General features: G+C 61.5%; 14 protein-coding genes. 6 read left to right on the top strand and 8 right to left on the bottom strand.

Going from position 1 to position 18,215, the window contains the following annotated elements:
- Positions 1-103: 103 nt before the first annotated feature.
- From ntrC to glnA, 4 genes are all read right to left on the bottom strand, one after another.
- Positions 104-1,519: a nitrogen regulation protein NR(I) gene (gene ntrC / locus Q0931_RS05300; RefSeq protein ID WP_299257984.1), complete on the bottom strand. Its 1,416-nt coding sequence runs from the start codon at positions 1,517-1,519 to the stop codon at positions 104-106.
- Entirely contained in the window at positions 1,512-2,597 is a 1,086-nt protein-coding gene (gene glnL, locus Q0931_RS05295) for a nitrogen regulation protein NR(II) (RefSeq protein ID WP_299257982.1), read from the bottom strand. Before glnL ends, ntrC begins: the two co-directional genes overlap by 8 nt.
- A 175-nt stretch (positions 2,598-2,772) precedes the next feature.
- The gene (locus tag Q0931_RS05290) at positions 2,773-3,318 is read right to left on the bottom strand and encodes a DUF4124 domain-containing protein (RefSeq protein WP_299257980.1); all 546 of its coding nucleotides are present in this window, start codon (positions 3,316-3,318) and stop codon (positions 2,773-2,775) included.
- 147 nt (positions 3,319-3,465) lie between these two features.
- On the bottom strand, positions 3,466-4,872 hold the full coding sequence (gene glnA, locus Q0931_RS05285; RefSeq protein WP_299257978.1) for a glutamate--ammonia ligase: 1,407 nt from the start codon (positions 4,870-4,872) through the stop codon (positions 3,466-3,468).
- A 525-nt stretch (positions 4,873-5,397) separates the two neighbouring features.
- Here glnA and typA point away from each other — a divergent pair.
- Positions 5,398-7,230 (top strand): translational GTPase TypA, encoded by a 1,833-nt coding sequence (gene typA, locus Q0931_RS05280; protein ID WP_299257976.1) that lies wholly within the window; start codon positions 5,398-5,400, stop codon positions 7,228-7,230.
- A gap of 241 nt (positions 7,231-7,471) precedes the next feature.
- Here typA and Q0931_RS05275 read toward each other — a convergent pair whose 3' ends face one another.
- Positions 7,472-7,675, bottom strand: coding sequence for a hypothetical protein (locus Q0931_RS05275; protein WP_299257974.1), 204 nt, complete (start codon positions 7,673-7,675; stop codon positions 7,472-7,474).
- 312 nt (positions 7,676-7,987) lie between these two features.
- Complete coding sequence (gene ligB, locus Q0931_RS05270; RefSeq protein WP_299257972.1) at positions 7,988-9,730, bottom strand: NAD-dependent DNA ligase LigB; 1,743 nt, start codon at positions 9,728-9,730, stop codon at positions 7,988-7,990.
- Between the two features lie 131 nt (positions 9,731-9,861).
- Between ligB and Q0931_RS05265 the strand changes: the two genes are divergently transcribed.
- The gene (locus Q0931_RS05265; RefSeq protein WP_299257970.1) at positions 9,862-10,164 is read left to right on the top strand and encodes a hypothetical protein; all 303 of its coding nucleotides are present in this window, start codon (positions 9,862-9,864) and stop codon (positions 10,162-10,164) included.
- A 171-nt stretch (positions 10,165-10,335) separates the two neighbouring features.
- A complete protein-coding gene (locus Q0931_RS05260) occupies positions 10,336-10,968 on the top strand; it encodes a peroxiredoxin (RefSeq protein ID WP_299257968.1) in 633 nt (210 codons plus the stop codon).
- A 110-nt stretch (positions 10,969-11,078) separates the two neighbouring features.
- On the opposite strand, the gene wrbA is transcribed toward Q0931_RS05260, so the two are convergent.
- Positions 11,079-11,687: an NAD(P)H:quinone oxidoreductase gene (gene wrbA, locus Q0931_RS05255; protein WP_299257966.1), complete on the bottom strand. Its 609-nt coding sequence runs from the start codon at positions 11,685-11,687 to the stop codon at positions 11,079-11,081.
- A 242-nt stretch (positions 11,688-11,929) separates the two neighbouring features.
- On the opposite strand from wrbA, the gene Q0931_RS05250 reads away from it, so the two are divergent.
- Complete coding sequence (locus tag Q0931_RS05250) at positions 11,930-13,099, top strand: efflux RND transporter periplasmic adaptor subunit (RefSeq protein WP_299257964.1); 1,170 nt, start codon at positions 11,930-11,932, stop codon at positions 13,097-13,099.
- Positions 13,096-16,200 (top strand): efflux RND transporter permease subunit, encoded by a 3,105-nt coding sequence (locus tag Q0931_RS05245; RefSeq protein ID WP_299257962.1) that lies wholly within the window; start codon positions 13,096-13,098, stop codon positions 16,198-16,200. Before Q0931_RS05250 ends, Q0931_RS05245 begins: the two co-directional genes overlap by 4 nt.
- Here Q0931_RS05245 and Q0931_RS05240 read toward each other — a convergent pair.
- Entirely contained in the window at positions 16,182-16,973 is a 792-nt protein-coding gene (locus tag Q0931_RS05240; RefSeq protein ID WP_299257960.1) for a 2OG-Fe dioxygenase family protein, read from the bottom strand. The genes Q0931_RS05245 and Q0931_RS05240 overlap by 19 nt on opposite strands.
- Before the next feature lie 162 nt (positions 16,974-17,135).
- Here Q0931_RS05240 and pdxA point away from each other — a divergent pair, with 162 nt between their 5' ends.
- Positions 17,136-18,182, top strand: coding sequence for a 4-hydroxythreonine-4-phosphate dehydrogenase PdxA (gene pdxA / locus Q0931_RS05235; protein WP_299257958.1), 1,047 nt, complete (start codon positions 17,136-17,138; stop codon positions 18,180-18,182).
- Positions 18,183-18,215: the final 33 nt, after the last annotated feature.

The following is an 18,215-nucleotide window of genomic DNA, read 5'->3' as shown; positions in this document are numbered from 1 at the left end:
GCGATGGGCCCGAAGGCCCATCCTTGATGGCGACCTACTTTATACGTTTGTCCCATAACGCACCAACACGGCGCACCCTGAATGGCGACGAGAAGCGCTCGATCTAGTCGGCGCTGTCGGCCAGGGCCGGCAACAGCACCTTGAGCTTGCGGGTCAGGGTATTGCGTCCCCAGCCCAGCAGCTCGGCGGCCTCGCCCTTGCGGCCACCGGTGTGCTTGAGCGCGGTTTCGATCAGGATGCGCTCGAAATCCGGCACGGCTTCTTCCAGCAGATGGGTATGGCCGGCGGCCAGCGCCCGATCGGCCCATTCACGAAAGGCGCTGCGCCAGTCGCCGCTCCCCTCGCCGGGGCTTTCGAGATCGCGAAGCTCCGGCGGCAGATCATCAACGAGCACCTCACGGCTGGACGCCATGACGGTCAGCCAGCGGCAGGTGTTTTCCAGCTGGCGGACGTTGCCCGGCCAGGGCAGATGCGAGAGATGCTGCTCGGCGGCCTCGGTGAGCACCTTGGGCTCGGCGGAAAGTTCACGGGCCGCCTCGGCCAGAAAATGGCGGGCAAGCCTTGGAATATCCTCGCGCCGCTCGGAGAGCCTTGGCAGGTGCACACGAATCACGTTGAGGCGGTGAAAGAGATCCTCACGAAAGCGACCGTCCTCGACCAGTTTTTCCAGATGCTGGTGCGTGGCGGCGATAATGCGCACATCCACCCGCACCGGGACATGACCGCCGACCCGATAAAACTCGCCATCGGCCAGCACGCGCAACAACCGCGTCTGGGTCTCGGCCGGCATGTCGCCGATCTCATCGAGAAAGAGCGTGCCGCCATCGGCCTGCTCGAATCGGCCGCGACGCTGAGCCGTGGCGCCGGTAAAGGCACCCTTTTCGTGACCGAAAAGTTCCGACTCCATCAGGTCACGCGGAATGGCGGCCATGTTCAGCGCGATAAAGGGCTGATGACCCCGCGGGCTGTGCTGATGCAGGGCGCGGGCGACCCGCTCCTTGCCGGTGCCCGACTCGCCATTGATCATCACGGTAATGTGGGAATGAGACAGCCGGCCAATGGCGCGAAACACCTCCTGCATGGCCGGCGCTTCGCCAATGATCTCGGCCTGAATACCTTCGGGCACGCGGGCCGGCGACTGGCGCTCGCGGGCATGGGCCACGGCGCGACGCACCAGCGACAGCGCATCGTCGACATCGAAGGGCTTGGGCAGGTATTCAAAGGCGCCGCCCTGATAGGAGGCCACGGCGCTGTCGAGATCCGAATGCGCCGTCATGATGATCACCGGCATGTCGGCGTGACGCTCGCGTACGCGCGCCATCAGATCCAGCCCGTCAACACCGGGCATGCGGATGTCGGTGAGCAGCACGTCGGGCGCCTGTCGATTGATGGCCTCCTCGGCCTGATCGGCCCGCTCAAAGCTCGAGACTTCGATATCCGGCTGAGCGAGCGTGCGCTCGAGTACCCAGCGGATGGCGCGATCATCATCCACGATATAGACGCGGGCCGTATCACTCATGGGTGCCTCCCTTCTCTTGTCGGTCTTGTTCGGGTTCGCTGAATCCTTCCAGCGGAATCAGAAGACGAAATTCGGTATGACCGGGGCGGCTTTCACATTCAATCAGGCCCTGATGCTGATGCAGAATCGACTGGGCGATGGAAAGCCCCAGCCCGCTGCCTTCGGCCCGCCCGGAAATCATCGGATAAAACAGCGACTCGGACAGCGTCTCGGGAACGCCCGGGCCGTTATCGATCACACAAACCTCGCACACCAGCCGGTGACGCTCGGCGCCCAGGGTAAACTGACGCCGCGCCCGGGTGCGCAGGATGACCGTTGGTTGCTCGGTGGCGTTTTCATTGAGCGCCTGAACGGCGTTGCGGGTCACGTTCAGCACGGCCTGGATCAGCTGGCCGGAATCCCCCATGATCAAGGGCAGGCTGGGATCATAATCCCGTACCAGCGTGATGGCGTCGGTTTCGGCCTGCAGCAGAGCACGCACCCGCTCGACCACCTCATGCACGTTGATGGGTGTTTGTTCGACCGGCCGATTGGGACCCAGCATTCGATCCACCAGATCGCGCAGGCGATCGGCTTCTTCAATGATGATGCGGGTAAATTCGGTCAGGCTCTCATCGGGCAGATCGCGCTCGAGCAGCTGTGCCGCCCCGCGAATGCCGCCCAGCGGGTTCTTGACCTCATGGGCCAGTCCCCGGGTGAGTACCTTGACCATTTCCTGGCGCGCAATCAGCGACTCCTCGCGCGAGATGCGCATGAGACGATCGCGCGGCTCGAACTCCAGCAAGAGTTCGGTTTTCGACAGGGGCGTGGCGGTGTAATCCACCGTGATTCGCTCACCGCTCGCCATGGTCAGCTGCGTTTCGCGCTGGGTGTAAGGGTGCTGACGGCGCAGAGCATCTGCCAGCATGGCAGCGATGCGGCCCTCCTCCCCTTCCAGGCACTCCAGAGATGTCCCCTGTACCCGTGAAAGGCTCAGCCCCATCAGGGCTTCCGCGGCCGGATTGAGCCAGCGAACGCTTAACTGCGCATCCAGCAGCACCACGGCCGTGGTGAGATGTTCCAGCAGGCGTTGATGCATGAAGCCCTCGTCAACATGGTTTCCCTTTGATAGTGCAAAAAGCGCGCCATATATGACGAGTGTCGCACCACAAGAGGAAGGGCTGTTGTTGCGTGAGCACGAAAGTGGCCCAGCGATGACCCATCGCAAACCATGATGCACCTTTGTGGTGCAAAAAGACCAGCGTGCTGGAAGTTTACGGTGTTAACGCCCCAGCCTCCGAGGTAGGCAGCACTTCAAGTGTCATGACCCTTGATTGCTGTCGAACGGTCCCCGTGCTGTCGAGGATCTCGGCCACCAGTTCATGACGGCCGGCTGCCAGCCCCATGGCCATCAGGACATGACTGAAAAGCGCAGACTGATGACGCTTGCCGTCGATGATCAGCTGCACCTGGTCGCCGCTGCGAAGGCGCGGGACGGTCTCGAGGCGCAGGGGAATGCCACGGCGGGCCTGCTCCAGGGTCACGGGTGCCGATCGGGGTTTGAAGAAAACACGCTGATAGGGCGTAAAGCGGGTGGAGGCGACGGGCGTCGCCATGCTTTTGTCAGAGGCTCTGGAAGGCGACAGCACACGCGGGGCGCGTATCTCGGCCCGAGTGCCACCGGGGCGGTCGCTCCAGACAACATTGCCCCGGGCGTCCGTATGGCGATAGACCTCTGCCCGGGCCTGCGACGTGGCAGATGCCAGCAGCAGCCAGAACACGACGATCCACAGCATCATGTGACAAGGACGACCCGGCACGGCGGAGGTTCCACAAAAAGGAAAGGGAGCGCGCATTATTGCCGGAATGCCACAATCACCAGACGATAAAAAGCCCCGTTAAAACGGGGCTTTTCCGTTGCAGGCCCGAACGCGGGCGCCGCACTTCAAACCTTTGGGGTCTGGACCCTAGAGGCTGTAGTACAGATCGTATTCCATGGGGCTTGGCACCATGCGAACGGCGGTCACATCTTCCATCTTGAGCTCGATGTAGGCTTCGATCATCTCTTCGGTGAACACGCCACCTTCGGTCAGGAAGGCGTGATCATCCTTGAGCGCCTGCAGGGCTTCTTCAAGGCTGGAGGCGACCGTGGGCACGTTGAGGGCTTCTTCGGCCGGCAGGTCGTACAGGTTCTTGTCCAGCGCCTCGCCCGGATGGATCTTGTTGCGGATACCGTCGATCCCGGCCATCAAAAGCGCGGAGAAGGCCAGGTACGGGTTGGCCATCGGGTCGGGGAAACGCGTCTCGACACGCTTGCCCTTGGGGCTTGCGGTGTAGGGAATACGGATCGAGGCCGAGCGGTTGCGGGCGCTGTAGGCCAGCATGACCGGTGCTTCAAAACCCGGGACCAGACGCTTGTAGGAGTTGGTCGACGGGTTGGTGAAGGCGTTCAGCGCACGCGCATGCTTGATCACGCCACCAATGTAATACAGCGCGGTTTCGGAGAGACCGGCGTACTCGTCGCCGGCGAACATGTTTTCGCCGTCCTTCCAGAAGGACTGGTGAACGTGCATGCCGCTGCCGTTATCGCCGGCCATCGGCTTGGGCATGAAGGTGGCGGTCTTGCCATAGGCATGTGCCACGTTGTGGATCACATACTTCATGGTCTGCACTTCGTCACACTTCTGCACCAGCGTGTTGAACTTCACACCGATTTCGTTCTGACCGGCGTTGGCCACTTCGTGGTGATGCACTTCGACGGTCTGGCCCACGGCTTCGAGCGTTGAGCACATGGCGCTGCGGATGTCGTGGAAGGAGTCGACCGGCGGGACCGGGAAATAGCCGCCCTTGACGCGCGGACGGTGCCCCATGTTGCCGCCTTCGAACTTGCCATCGGTCTCCCAGGCACCCTCTTCCGACGAAACACGGAAAAAGGAGTGGTGCATGTCGTTTTTGAAATGCACTTCATCAAAGATAAAAAACTCGGGCTCTGGGCCGAAAAAGGCCGTGTCACCCAGACCGGTGCTGCTCAGGTAGGCCTCGGCACGCTTGGCGATCGAGCGCGGATCACGTTCGTAGCCCTGCATGGTGGCCGGCTCGATGATGTCGCAGCGCAAGACGATCGTGGGGTCTTCGGTGAAGGGGTCAATATAGCCCGAACCGTCCTGAGGCATCAGGATCATGTCGGACTCGTTGATGCCCTTCCAGCCAGCGATGGAGGAGCCATCGAACATCTGTCCGGTTTCAAAGAACTCGTCATCGACCATGCGGGCGGGAATGGTGACGTGCTGCTCCTTGCCCTTGGTATCGGTAAAGCGCAGATCGGCCCACTTGATGTCGTTCTCTTCGATCAGGGCAAGCGTTTTCTCTGACATGTGACTCCTCCAATAAAAGGGATACTGCTTGAAAACCGTTAACAGGACGCCATCACTTCGCCACCGTTGTATCACGCGCAAGCACAGTGCATGCAAGTCCCGATGTGTACCCAAATAATGCATGCAGCGTGCCAAAATGGCGCACAACACCTCGCTTCCATTTAAAAAATCTTTCGATACAGCAGTTTAAAGACATATTCAGATGGCGTGGCACTCGTTGACATCAAAAGTCAGGGACATGAATCACGAGCCAACGATTCATGCTGCACCATCAGCGATCAAAAAACGCCTTTAATGCACCAAAAAGGAGCGCAGTCAGAAAGCGATCTGTCGTCATCTCGTCACAACTGATCTGTCTCATTGTACTTCACGGTGCCTGTACCAAGATTCCAGCTATTCGACCGACGACTTAGCCTATACAATGCGGGGCCAAATTTATTGCACGCTGCTGAATGGCCGTTACAACAACGCACGGTCATGCTCCTACCCTGAACAGGCGCGTGTACACAAAGGTGAAAACGCGTTATGTCCGATACGCTGACTTCCGGCAACATCGAGAAGCTGAGAAACATTGCCATTATTGCGCACGTTGACCATGGCAAGACCACACTGGTCGACAAGCTGCTGGCTCAGTCCGGCACCCTGGACCGCAAGGCGGAAAACCAGGAACGCATCATGGACTCCAACGACCAGGAGAAGGAACGCGGCATCACCATCCTGGCCAAGAACACGGCCATTACCTGGCACGACTACCACATCAACATCGTCGACACCCCCGGGCACGCCGACTTTGGTGGTGAGGTCGAGCGCGTCATGTCGATGGTGGATTCCGTACTGCTGCTGGTGGATGCCGTTGACGGTCCGATGCCGCAGACCCGCTTCGTGACCCAGAAGGCGTTTGCTCAGGGCCTCAAGCCGATCGTGGTGGTCAACAAGATCGACCGCCCGGGCGCGCGCCCTGACTGGGTCATCGATCAGATCTTCGATCTGTTCGACAACCTGGGCGCCACCGACGAGCAGCTCGACTTTCCGATCATCTACTGCTCGGCGCTCAACGGTATCGCCGGCATGGATCCGGAAGATCTGGCCGACAACATGGACCCGATGTTCCAGGCCATCGTCGACATCGTCGAGCCGCCGACCGTTGAGCTCGATGGCCCCTTCCAGATGCAGATCTCGGCACTGGACTACAACAGCTATGTGGGCGTTATCGGTCTGGGTCGCGTCAAGCGCGGCCGCGTGCGTCCCAACCAGCAGGTCAGCGTCATTTCCCGTCACGGTGTGACCCGCAAGGGCAAGATCGGTCAGGTCATGACCCACCTGGGTCTTGAGCGTGTTCAGGCCGATGAAGTCAGTGCCGGCGACATCGTCTGCATCACCGGCATCGATGATCTGTCCATCTCCGACACGATCTGTGACCCGTCCAGCGTTGAAGCGCTGCCGGCACTGACCGTCGATGAGCCGACCGTCTCGATGACCTTCCAGGTCAACGATTCGCCCTTTGCCGGCCGTGACGGCAAGTACGTCACCAGCCGCAACATCAAGGACCGCCTGGATCAGGAACTGATTCACAACGTGGCCCTGCGTGTTGAACAGGGGGAATCGGCCGAGAAGTTCAAGGTGTCCGGTCGTGGCGAGCTCCACCTGTCGGTGCTGATCGAATCCATGCGTCGTGAAGGCTACGAGCTGGCCGTGGGCCGCCCCGAGGTCATCATCCGCGAGATCGATGGCGTCAAGCAGGAGCCCTACGAAGAAGTCATCATCGACTGTGAAGAGCAGCATCAGGGCTCTGTCATGGAAGAGCTGGGCTATCGCAAGGGTGAGATGACCAACATGAACCCGGATGGCAAGGGTCGTGTTCGTCTGGACTTCATGATTCCCTCGCGCGGTCTGATCGGCTTCCGCTCGCAGTTTCTGACCATGACGTCCGGCACCGGCATCCTGACCAGCCGCTTTGACCACTATGGTCCGCTGAAGGAAGGCGCCGGCGTCGAGCGTCGCAACGGCGTACTGGTCTCCATGGTCGATGGCAAGGCACTGGCCTACGCCCTCTACGCCCTGCAGGATCGCGGCAAGCTGATCATCGATCACGGTACCGAGGTCTATGAAGGCATGCTGATCGGTATCAACAACCGTTCCGACGACATGGTGGTCAACCCGACCAAGGGCAAGAAGCTCGATAACATGCGCGCCTCGGGCAACGATGAAAACATCGTGCTGACGCCGCCGATCCGCTTCACGCTGGAGCAGGCCATCGAGTTTCTGGACAGCGATGAGCTGGTGGAAGTCACGCCCGGCTTCATCCGCATCCGCAAGAAACACCTCAAGGAAACCGACCGCAAGCGCAACAAGAAGTAAATACGCGCCAGAGCGGTAAGGTAGATAACAAAACGGCCTGCAGCGATGCAGGCCGTTTTTCATGTCCGAAACAATGGTACGGCTGCAAGTTCCATGCCTTCAGCTTTCACGCCTCTGGCTTGCATGCCCTCAAAAAATGGACCGGGTCATATTGGTCTTGGGCGTTAAACTACAGATATGCAAAGGCCGCCGCCCTTTCGGGCAGCGGCCTTTTTTTGCCGTTCACGCATTAGCGTGAAGATCAGGCAGCGTTGCGGCCAGGCATGGTCGAGAAGTCAGTAGATGGCTGCGTATTGCTGCGTGCAGCAGGTTTTGAAGTACTGACCTGTACCGGCTGCAGTCGACGCGCTTCACGATCCGAAGCCCGGCCGGAAAGCATCATCGCGCCCAGCATGAACATGACCAGCAGGGCGTAACCCATTCCGCCAATGATTAACAGTGCCATGGTCCTATCTCCTCTCAACGTGTCGTCATCACGATACGTTTTTACAATGGAAGCCAATTTGCACAGCCATATTCCTGATGGTGGTCGCCTGCCCTGCGGCGCTGTGCTCCAACAAACCGCTGATGTCTCATGCCTGATCGGTATTCCCTGTCCAAAGGATGATTACCGGGTAAGCCGTCGAATCAGTAACTCTATAGTTCTTAATGTATCAGAAGGTAACGCAAAGTACACTGAGTCATTAGTATCATGGAAATTGAAAAGAACTATTGATCTACGACTTTTCAACGTTCCGAATGATGACAAAACCCGGCTTCACGATGTCGCCTCCTCATCCTCCCGTCTCGAAGGGTCTGTTTTGGTGACCCATTCATCAAGCAGCGCCTGCACCGTCTCGTCCTGCCAGAAGGCCGCCAGCGTGGCGGCGTCCGTGCTGCTCAGTCCTGGCATCGCCTGCCAGTCAGCACTTTCGAGCGAGCGCATGAAGACAATGTGATTCAAACTATCGGCTGACCGAAAGACGACTTTAGGTTGAGAGCCATAAAAGCGGGCGTGGGCCGGCTCCAGTGCGATCAGCCATTGCTGCAGTGACATTCGCCCTGCCTGATCGAATGCGGTGCGCCATTGTGCGGCGCGGGTCTCACCGACGCCGTTCAACGAGCGCAATGTAGCGCGCTCCAGATCGTACCAATCGAGCAGGGATGTCACCATTTCGGCGTCAATTAACCGTTTCCAGGTGCCCTCGCCGATCCCGTGCATGTCCAGTCCCTGACGGCTGCTCAGATACGTCAGGCGTGCCAGAAACTGTGAGCGACACCCGGGCGTCAGTGTCAGACAGCTCAGTGCGTTGAACGCCTCGGGATCCGGAACATCCAGAGCCACACGCTGGTCGTTGCGAATCACGACCTCATCAAGCCGGGGAATGGTCAGTCCGGCCAGCGAGATCATGACCTGATCACCCGGGCGAATGTCGGCCTCCTGCCAGAGCGCAAAAGAGCCTGCACTGACGCGACGGATCGTGCGGTCATCCAGCGTCACCGGCAAGAGCTCCAGCACCGGGGTGATACGGCCGGTTCGACCGATGCGAAACTCGACATCGCGCACCTCGGCAAGCGTGGCGACCACAGGATATTTCCACGCCACGCTCTCTGCAGGCGGCGTATCGCGCCAGGTACGGCCCGGCGGCTGAACGTCGCGCTTGATCACCACGCCATCGCTGGCAAAGGGAAGCGCATGGCGATACCAGTACCGTCGCCAGTGCGCCACGTCCTCGATGGTGCTGACCCGATGGCTCCAGCGCTGCGGGTCCATGAAGCCCCAGCCGGCCAGCTGCTGATTGCGCTCGGCCAGTGTCTCGGGGCCATCGGGCAGCGCCCAGGCAAAGAATCCGATCTGGCCGCGTGCCTGTGGGCCCGGGTCATGGCGCTGCATCAGACCGGCAATATCGGCGCGCGCGCCGGCACTGCCATCTCGGCTTTGTACGTGCTCGGGGCGCTTGAAATAGAGTTCGCCCTGAATCACCACCTGCTCGGGCGAGGGGCCATCGAGTCGTTCGGGAATGGCGTCGATGCCGGTGACGCCGGTCAGCCAGTCCTGGCCGCTCAGGCCGTTGCCGCGGCTGGTCGCCGCCACCAGTTGACCCTCGTCATACACCAGCGTTACTGCCACGCCGTCCACCTTGGGCTGCACCCACAGCGGTCCCGGTGGCAACGCCTTGAGCCAATGATTGACCGCGGTCTGGTCCGGCAGCTTGTTCAGCCCTGTCTGAGCAACCACGTGGCGCTGCTCGCCGCCGCTCAGAACAACCGCAGGCGAATCCTGACCCAGACAAAAGCGCCAGTGCGCCAGGCGAGCCTGCGCCTGATCATGGACCCCATCCGTTACCAGCCGCTCGCCGCGCTGATAATAGGCCTCGTCCCAGCGTTTGAGCTGCGCAGCCAGAGGCTCGACACGCTTTCTGATCTCATCCGATGCCGGACAGGGCCCCTCCTGCGCCATCACAGGCATTGCCAGCCCCATCAGTGTTATCCCGCCCATCACCCACCGCTGCCATCCCATACGACCCTCATTCGCCAATATTAAAAACCCCTGATATGACTATCGACGAGAGATCGTCATTCTGAAGGCGAATGCATTCAGCGCCGCAGGCGCAAACTGCTAAACTTTTTGAATTCACGAGGAGATATGTCATGAGCAACGCACGCGCGATTACGTGGGATCAGGAAGGGGTCGATCACGTCGCCGACCATGAAGAATTGACTCAGTTCCTGCACAAAAAACCCGGAGCCGGTGACATCATCACGGCACGCTACATGGAGGCCAATGTGCGCCTGAAAGTGCTGGACCGCCAGGGTGAAGATACCTCGGTGGCCGAGGTCCTGGGCATCAGCGTCGAAGATGAACAGCGTGTTGATGAACATGAAGGGCTGCACAAGGGAGAGACGGTATTGGTCCCGGACAGGGATCGAGCCTTTATCCGTTATAGCAATTGATGCTTTGTCAGCCTCTTTTTATACTATAATGGAATCAAGTTAGGACAACTCGGTGTTTGGTTCTGCGGCCTTGAGTCGTCATTATCTGACCATGAGTTCATGTCGGATATGGCCCTGATCGCAGGTCCTGCTGCCGACACCCGTTTTTATCGATGGCCAAAGGAGTGACAAATGGCGCTGCAACTTGGCGATACTGCACCGGATTTCTCTCAGGACAGCACCGAGGGAGTGATCAATTTTCACGAGTGGCTGGGCGATAGCTGGGCGATTCTCTTCTCTCACCCCAAGGATTTTACCCCGGTGTGCACCACCGAGCTGGGTGAAGTGGCCCGTCTGAAGCCCGAGTTCGACAAGCGCAACACGAAGGCCATTGGCCTGTCGGTCGACCCGATCGAAGATCACCACGCCTGGAAGGGTGACATCGAGGAGACCCAGGGCTGTGGGCTCAACTTCCCGCTGCTGGCCGATGCCGATCGCAGTGTCAGCGAGAAGTACGGCATGATCCATCCCAATGCCAATGACACCCTGACGGTCCGCTCGGTCTTTGTCATCGACCCCAAAAAGAAGGTTCGTCTGACCCTGACCTATCCGGCCAGCGCCGGGCGCAACTTCCAGGAAATCCTGCGCGTGCTCGACAGCCTGCAGCTGACCGACAATGAAAAGGTCGCAACGCCGGTCAACTGGCGCCAGGGCGATGACGTCATCATCGTGCCGTCACTGAGCAACGAAGAAGCCGCCAAACTTTTCCCACAGGGCTGGGACGAGAAAAAGCCCTACCTGCGCATGACCAAACTCAACAAATAAGGCGCTGATATCGCAGGCGATACCATCTGCGTCACGCCATAAAAAACGCCCGGCCATCATCTGGCCGGGCGTTTTTTTGATCACGCTTTCTGATCAAAGAGACCGCTGCGTTACAGCACCTGTGCGGTCAGCTTTTTGGCAAAGCCTGCCACATACTCCCCCTGGAAGCGGGCAATTTTCAGCTCGCGCGCACTGGGCTGGCGCGAGCCATCCCCGCCGGCCAGCGTCGAGGCACCGTAAGGCGTGCCGCCGCTGACCTCGGAGACATCAAACTGCTCCTCGACCCCGTAACCGATCGGCACGATCACCATCCCGTGGTGCGCCAGGGTCGTCCAGCTCGAGGTAATTGTCATCTCCTCACCGCCGCCGGTACCGGTGGAGGTAAAGACACTGGCGAGCTTGCCGCGCAGGGCGCCCCTGGCCCACAGTCCGCCGGTCTGATCCAGAAAGGTGCGCATCTGGCCGGCCATGTTGCCATAGCGGGTCGGCGTGCCCAGAATAATCGCATCATAATCGACAAGCTCGGATGGCTCGGCAACCGGCGCCGACTGATCCACCTTGCCACCGGCCTTTTTGAAGGCTTCCTCGCCCATGGTCTCGGGCACCCGCTTGATGGTGACCTCGGCACCGGACACCGAGCGTGCGCCTTCGGCCACGGCTTGCGCCATTGTTTCGATATGGCCATACATCGAGTAATACAGCACCAGTATTCGGGACATCGGGTCCGTCTCCTTATGCAGATGTCGGCTTGACACAGATCGAGTATAAAACGATGTCAGCCTGGTGCATCTGCACCATTGCTGCCTGCTTTTTCCTGGCGTGGCATCCGCCATCTCCCCGGTGAGCCCCCTGTCTTAAGCGCGCTTGAATGAATGACATTGCGGCCAGCCCGGATACTCGTATGCTGTCAGAAGGCAGCGTCCTGCTGCCGTGAATGCCTTTTGTCTGCGGAAATCTGCCCATGCCTGAATCTCACGATGCCCGACGCCCGCTGATCTGGCTGGTCGCGCTCACTCCGATAGCGCTTGCCCTGATCTTCTGGTGGTGGCTATCGCGTGAGCGGGCGCCAGAGGAGGCCAGTGCCCCATCTCCCGTGGCCGTCGGCCTTGCCGAGGTGATTGAGCGCCCCTTGAACGCAACGCTGGGCGCCGTGGGCGATGTCGAGGCCACCGACTCGATCGAGATTGCCTCACTGGTCACCGAGCGCATCACCGGGCTGCACTTTGACAGCGGCGAGCGGGTCAACAAGGGCGATCGACTGATTCAGCTTGATGATCGCGCCGAGCAGCAGGGGCTGCGCGCCGCCCGCGTGATCGTCGAACAGGAACAGCGCGAATATGACCGACTGCAGCCACTGGTGCGTCAGGGCTCGATTGCGACCCAGCAGGCCGACGAACAGCGCAATCGGCTGGAAAGCGCCCGGATCGAGCTTGCCCGGCTCACCGCCGCGCTGGAAGACCGGACCATTACTGCGCCGGTGGCCGGCGTCATGGGGCTGAGCCATTTAAGCGTCGGCGAGCAGATCAGTGCCGACACGCCGCTGGTCACACTGGACAGCATCGATCGGGTGCAGGTTGATTTCTCGCTACCCGAGCGCGAACTGAGCCGCATCAGTGAGGGCATGACGGTCACGGCGCACTCGGTGGCCTGGCCCGATCGCACCTTTCGCGGCAGGGTCACCACCATCGACCCGCGTCTGGACCGGGACACCCGCACGGTCATGGTCCGCGCCCGGTTTGACAATCCCGACCTGGCCCTGCGTCCGGGCATGCTGCTCGATATCGCCCTTCTTCTGCCGGAACAGCGTCGCCTGATCGTGCCCGAGACGGCCATCATGGGCGAACGTGATCGCCAGTGGATCTACGTGATCACCTCAAGTGCGGAGGATCATCGCGCCCATCGGGTCGACATCAACGTGCTTGAACGTGGCCCCGGCTGGGCCGCCATCGAAGCCAACGATGACAGGGGCCCGCTACAGGAGGGCGCCTCGGTGGCCATCAGCGGCCTGCGCGATATCGGCGAGGATCGGGATCTTGTTCTCGATGAGGCCGCTGCGCGCGATACCCGCGCCCTGTTCAAGCCGGCCCCGGCGGATGAGCGCGCCGTCACGTCGGAGACGCCCACCCCATGACGCTGACTGATCTGGCCGTGACGCGACCGGTCGGCACCGTGGTCGCCTCGATGCTGCTGGTGCTCTTTGGCACGCTGGGCTTTCTGGAACTGCCCATTCGGGAATATCCCTCCATCGAGGAGCCGGAAGTCTCGGTCGAGATCGCCTGGCCCGGCGCCTCGGCAGCGGTGGTGGAGTCGCGCGTGACCCAGACAATCGAAAACGTCGTCGCCGGCATCGAAGGCGTGGTCAGCGTCGAGTCGGAAAGTAATGACGGTGAATCCGAGGTCACATTGACCTTTTCAAGCGAGGTGGATCTCGACACTGCCGCCAACGACGTGCGCGATCAGGTCTCACGGGTCGCCGATGCCCTGCCCACCGGCGCCGAGGCCCCCGAAATCAGCAAGGACCAGGGCGGCAGCGACACCCTGATGATCTTGTCGGTACAGACCGACCGGATGAGCGCCATGGCGCTGTCGGATTATGCCGACCGGTCACTGCTGGACCGTTTCTCGACCATTGGTGGCGTTTCACGGGTGCGGCTGTGGGGATCGCAACTGCCGGCCATGCGGGTGGATCTGGATCGCCACGCCATGACGGCCCATGACATCACCGTCGAAGACATTACCGAGGCGCTGGCCAGCGAAAACGTCGAGTACCCGGGCGGGCGGATCGAATCCACCACCCGGGAGTTCACCGTGCGCCTGCTGCCGGGCTATGAGTCGGCCGAGTCGTTTCGCCGTCTGCCGCTGCGCCAGGGCGAAGGCACCCGCACCGTGACGCTGGGCGATGTGGCCACCGTCACGCTGGGCCCCGAAACTCGGCGCGAGAGCTTTCAGGTCGACGGTCAACCCACCGTCTCGATTGCCATCAGCCGCCAGAGCACGGCCAATACGCTGTCCATCTCGCGCGACGTGCGATCAACGCTTGAGAATCTGCGCGATGAGCTGCCCGAAGGTATGCACATCAATATCGTCTCCGATGACACCCTCTACATTTCGGCAGCCCTCAAGGAGGTGCTGCTGACGCTGGTGATCGCGGTGGTCATGGTGGTCGCCGTGATCATTTTCTTTCTGGGCTCGTGGCGCGCAGCGCTGGTAGCAGCCACGGTGATTCCCATCTCGCTTTTGGCCTGCGGCATGATCCTGCTGGGACTGGGGTTCAGCCTCAACATGCTGACCCTTCTGGCGCTGGTGCTCTCGGTCGGCCTGGTGGTGGATGACGCCATCGTCATGATCGAGAACATCCAGCGCCATCTGGAGGAAGGCGACGCACCGCTGGTGGCCGCCTTTCGCGGTGCCCGCCAGGTCGCCTTTGCCATCATTGCCACCAGCCTGGTGCTGATGGCCGTCTTTCTGCCCATCACATTAATGAGCGGTCAGACCGGGCGACTGTTTACCGAATTCGCCGTCACCATTGCCGCCGCCATCGCCTTTTCCACGCTTGTTTCCCTGACACTGACACCGGTGATGGCCTCGTGGCTGCTGAACGGGGGTTACGGCCGTCAGGCCTCGCCGGTAGGCCGTCTCATGTCCGGTGTAGCCGATCGTTACCAGCGCCATCTAGGCCGCGTTCTTCACCGCCCGGTCCTGGTCGGCGGCGGCTTTTTGGCCATGGTCATCGTTACCGCGGCAGTCATTACGACACTGCCGACCGAGTACGAGCCCTATGACGACCGCGGGGCGCTGCGCATCAACGTCCAGGCCGAGGAAGGGGTCAATTTCGAGGAGATGCACCGGCGCATGCAGGTCATGGAGCAGCGTCTGGCACACATTTTCGAGGACCGGTCGCTGGTCGATAACGCCTCGCTGCGCGTGCCCTCGCCCGGCAACAGCGAAGGCGCGGTCAACAACGGCCGCTGGATCATCAGCTTTACGCCCTGGCAGACGCGCGATCAGAGCACCCGCCAGGTGGCCGCGCGCATTAACGAGGCACTGGCGGGCTTTTCCGAAGTCAGTGCCACGACGCTGTTACCGCGCGGGCTGAGTTCAGGCAACGCCACACCGGTACAGTTCGTGGTGGGCGGGCCGGACTACGCCACCCTGGGCGCCTGGCGCGATCAACTCATGGCCGCCTGGCAGAACTACCCGGGCCTTGAGGCGCTCGACAGTGACCTGATCGAGACCACGCCGCAGCTTCAGGTACGTCTGGACCGGGAGCACGCCGCGCAGCTCGGTGTTAGCGCCGAGACGGTGGGCCGCACGCTCGAGTCATTTTTTGGTGAGCGCAGCCTGACCACGTTCGAGCGCGACGGCCAGTCCTATGACGTGATCCTGCAGGGTCTGCGCGAGCAGCGCCTGACGCCGCAGGCGCTGGAAGAGATACGCGTACGCACCGCCAGCGGGGCGCTGGTGAGTCTGGCCAACCTCGTCCATCTGGAAGAGATCGCTGTCTCCCCCACGCTCAACCGCTACAACCGGATTCGCGCCGTGACCTTTTCGGCCAATGTCGCCGAGGGCTATAGCCTGTCGCAGGTGCTCGATCACATGAACGCCACGGTCGAAAGCACCCTGCCGGAACAGGCGCGCATCGACTACAAGGGCGCCACGCAGGACTTCCTTGAGGCCGGACGGGATCTGCTGCTGGTGTTTACCGTGGCGATCGCGGTGACCTGGCTGGTGCTGGCAGCGCAGTTCGAGAACTTCATCAGTCCGCTGGTGGTGATGCTGACCGTGCCGCTGGGGATGATGGGGGCCGGCATGGCGCTGTGGCTGCTGGGTGAAAGCCTCAACCTCTACGCCCAGATCGGGCTTTTAATGCTGATCGGACTATCCGCCAAAAACGGCATTTTGATCGTCGAGTTCGCCAATCAACTGCGCGATGAGGGCGTGGCGCTGCGCGAGGCCATTTTGCAGGCATCACAAACGCGCCTGCGCCCGATCCTGATGACCTCAATCTCGACCATGGCCGGTGCCCTGCCGCTGGTGATGGCCACCGGCGCCGGAGCGGCCAGCCGCTTCGGGCTGGGCATTACGCTGCTGGCCGGCTGCGCCAGCGCCACGCTTTTGACTCTGGGCGTGGTGCCGATCGCCTACTACTGGCTGGCCGGTCATCAAAAGCCGCCGGGGCATCGCCGCCGCCAGCTCAAGGCTTCGCTGGAACATCACACCCCGGAGAGATGATCCGGCGGCCGGCGCTTGAAGGTCAGCACCAGCAGATCGCGGGTGCCGACGCGTCCGGGGTCAGCGGCCACAATGGGCGTGACGCCATGCAGCACGCGCGTATCATCGACCAGTGCCATGTCCAGGCGCTCGGCCAGAGTGAACTCGGCCAGGGGGGAGCGAGCCAGATCGTGAATGTGCGAGACGCCCTCACACACGTTGTCCCGATGGATCATCACCATCGCCACGAAATCCACGCCGTCACGGTGCAGCCCTTCGGGCGTGGGCAGACCGGCGGTGATGTCACCGCCCACCTCGATTCGAAACTGGTGCATCTCGACGTGCCAGTCGGCACCAGGCGCACAGCGGCCGAACACGCCCAGCGTCAGCTCGCAGAGAAAGGTGAAGGTGTGCGTCTTGAGCGCCCTCTCTTCCACCGGCTCGAAATGGCGTTCGATGCCGCCGTTGAGCCGATTGAAATCCGTGGTCTGAAAGTGGGCCTGATGGGGCTTTCGGACCAGCGCGTGCGCATCAGAAGCGGCACTGAACACCGCATGACGCCGACGCCGGTAGCGCCCGCCATCGCCCATGAAGCGATCCGGGGCCAGTTCGTTCCAGTAGCGGGCCAGCGCGTCATGATCCTGCGTGCGGTGGTCGCTGGCCGCGCACCAGGCACGAAAGACCGGAGTGATTTCGTCGGCCGGCGCCAGCAGGTAGCCGTCGCGCGCAAGTCGCTCGGCCAGCGACGTTGAAAGCGTTTCAAGCGGCGCATCATGAGTCAGCACATCACACATCAGGGTCACTACCGAGAATCAAGCAGAAAGGTGGAGCCACCGCGTGACACGCCAGAGCAACCCTGACGCCGCGCGGGGCAGAGCGCTATTATGGCACTGTCGATCACCGCCGCCCATGACACGCTGTTCAGGGCGCCTGTCTGATAACAAAAGGGCCTCCCCATGTCTGCATCTCCTCGCGCTCCCATTGCCATCACCATGGGCGACCCGGCCGGCGTCGGCCCGGAAATCATCACTCGTCTGGCCTGCCTGCCGCGCGCCAGCGATACGCCGCTACTGGTCATCGGCGACATCGAGCGGCTGCGCGACATGGCAGAGCGTCTGGCACTGGAACTGACCCTTGTGCCCATCCAGCATCCAAGCGAACTGGACATGGATGACACCACGCCGGGACGGCTAGCCGTGCTGCCGGCCGGTGAGCCGTTGCCGTCTGATCTGCCCCATGGCCAGGTGGATGCCCGCGCCGGCGCCGCCGCCTATGCCTACGTCAGTCGCGCCATCGATTTCGCGCTCGACGGCTCGGTCAGCGCCATCGTCACCGCCCCGCTCAACAAGGCCGCCATGGCCGCGGCGGGTATCACCTACCCGGGCCATACCGAGATTCTCGCCGACCGCGCCGGCACGCAGGATTTCGGCATGATGCTGGCCAACGACGAGCTGCGCGTGATGCTGGTGTCGATTCACCTGTCGCTGCGCCAGGCGATTGAGGCGGTCACCCCCGAGCGCGAGCTGCGCGCCATTCGCCTCGCCGCGCGCGCCTGCCACGCCTATGGCATCGAGCACCCGCGCATTGCGGTCGCCGGGCTCAATCCGCATGCCGGGGAAGGTGGGCTGTTCGGCGATGAGGATGACGCCATCATTGCCCCGGCCATCGCCCGCGCCCGCGAAGAGGGCATCGACGCCTCCGGCCCCTGGCCGGGGGATACGGTCTTCATGAACGCCCGCCGCGGCCAGTTTGACGCGGTGGTGGCGCAGTATCACGATCAGGGTCTGATTCCGGTGAAGTATCTGGGCGTCGATAACGGCGTGAACATCACGGTGGGACTGCCCTTTGTGCGCACCAGTGTTGACCACGGCACCGCCTTTGATATCGCAGGCCAGGGCATCGCCGACCCCTCAAGCCTTCTCTATGCGCTCAAACAGGCCGAGGCGATGGTGCGTGCGGGGGCCGCAAAACGGCCGGTCGGATGCAACATTGGCCAGCGGTAGTACACTGGTTCATACACTGAAGAGACAACAACG

Origin of the sequence: uncultured Kushneria sp., assembly GCF_947497025.1 — a bacterium.
GTDB lineage: Bacteria > Pseudomonadota > Gammaproteobacteria > Pseudomonadales > Halomonadaceae > Kushneria.
This window is presented reverse-complemented; position numbering and strand designations above follow the sequence as displayed.

Bases quoted from the DNA above. Each gene is read 5' to 3' on its own strand.
- ntrC (WP_299257984.1), bottom strand. From the start codon at position 1,519: ATGAGTGATACGGCCCGCGTCTATATCGTGGATGATGATCGCGCCATC.
- glnL (WP_299257982.1), bottom strand. From the start codon at position 2,597: ATGCATCAACGCCTGCTGGAACATCTCACCACGGCCGTGGTGCTGCTG.
- glnA (WP_299257978.1), bottom strand. From the start codon at position 4,872: ATGTCAGAGAAAACGCTTGCCCTGATCGAAGAGAACGACATCAAGTGG.
- typA (WP_299257976.1), top strand. From the start codon at position 5,398: ATGTCCGATACGCTGACTTCCGGCAACATCGAGAAGCTGAGAAACATT.
- Q0931_RS05275 (WP_299257974.1), bottom strand. From the start codon at position 7,675: ATGGCACTGTTAATCATTGGCGGAATGGGTTACGCCCTGCTGGTCATG.
- ligB (WP_299257972.1), bottom strand. From the start codon at position 9,730: ATGGGATGGCAGCGGTGGGTGATGGGCGGGATAACACTGATGGGGCTG.
- Q0931_RS05265 (WP_299257970.1), top strand. From the start codon at position 9,862: ATGAGCAACGCACGCGCGATTACGTGGGATCAGGAAGGGGTCGATCAC.
- Q0931_RS05260 (WP_299257968.1), top strand. From the start codon at position 10,336: ATGGCGCTGCAACTTGGCGATACTGCACCGGATTTCTCTCAGGACAGC.
- wrbA (WP_299257966.1), bottom strand. From the start codon at position 11,687: ATGTCCCGAATACTGGTGCTGTATTACTCGATGTATGGCCATATCGAA.
- Q0931_RS05250 (WP_299257964.1), top strand. From the start codon at position 11,930: ATGCCTGAATCTCACGATGCCCGACGCCCGCTGATCTGGCTGGTCGCG.
- Q0931_RS05245 (WP_299257962.1), top strand. From the start codon at position 13,096: ATGACGCTGACTGATCTGGCCGTGACGCGACCGGTCGGCACCGTGGTC.
- Q0931_RS05240 (WP_299257960.1), bottom strand. From the start codon at position 16,973: ATGTGTGATGTGCTGACTCATGATGCGCCGCTTGAAACGCTTTCAACG.
- pdxA (WP_299257958.1), top strand. From the start codon at position 17,136: ATGTCTGCATCTCCTCGCGCTCCCATTGCCATCACCATGGGCGACCCG.